At 71.5% G+C, this 467-nt stretch carries 2 protein-coding genes; both read right to left on the bottom strand.

Going from position 1 to position 467, the window contains the following annotated elements:
• Nucleotides 1-264, bottom strand: a 264-nt coding sequence (locus CKO35_RS17590; protein WP_200177401.1) for a S4 domain-containing protein, incomplete at its 3' end; no start/stop codon positions are given.
• Nucleotides 257-467, bottom strand: a 211-nt coding sequence (locus CKO35_RS17585; RefSeq protein WP_200177400.1) for a hypothetical protein, incomplete at its 5' end; no start/stop codon positions are given. The genes CKO35_RS17585 and CKO35_RS17590, both read right to left, overlap by 8 nt.

Below are 467 nucleotides of genomic sequence, written 5' to 3'. Positions count from 1 at the left end.
GACCAGGCCCAGCCCCGCCTCGTAGCCCGGCGGCTTGTGCAGCAGCAGGGTGACGGGGGTGAGCTCCATCAGATTGGCGTCTGGCGCCAGCACCACGCTTTGCGCGGACGCCACGCGCGCACCGGGCAGCTCGACCACCTGACCGTCCACCGACACCCATCCGCCCTCGATGTACTGCTCTGCCGTGGTGCGCGAGCACTGGAACTGCTGCGCCACGCGCTTGGACAGGCGCACCGCGTCCGTTGGATGGCTGGACTCAGTCATTGCCGGGCTCCAGCATGCGGATGCGCTCCACATGCGCGAGCAGCGAGCGCTGCGCGATGGGCCACATGCGCGGCGGCACGTCGTCGTAGGCCAGGCGCACCCAGTCGTCCATGCTGCCTTCGGGCTGGGCCTGCATGGCGGCCAGCACCTTGGCCTCGCGCGCCAGGCGGTGGGCCTTCAGGCGCGCGATGGCGGTGCGCGCC

The sequence above is a fragment of the Ectothiorhodospira shaposhnikovii genome (assembly GCF_016584105.1).
Lineage (GTDB): Bacteria > Pseudomonadota > Gammaproteobacteria > Ectothiorhodospirales > Ectothiorhodospiraceae > Ectothiorhodospira > Ectothiorhodospira shaposhnikovii.
This window is presented reverse-complemented; position numbering and strand designations above follow the sequence as displayed.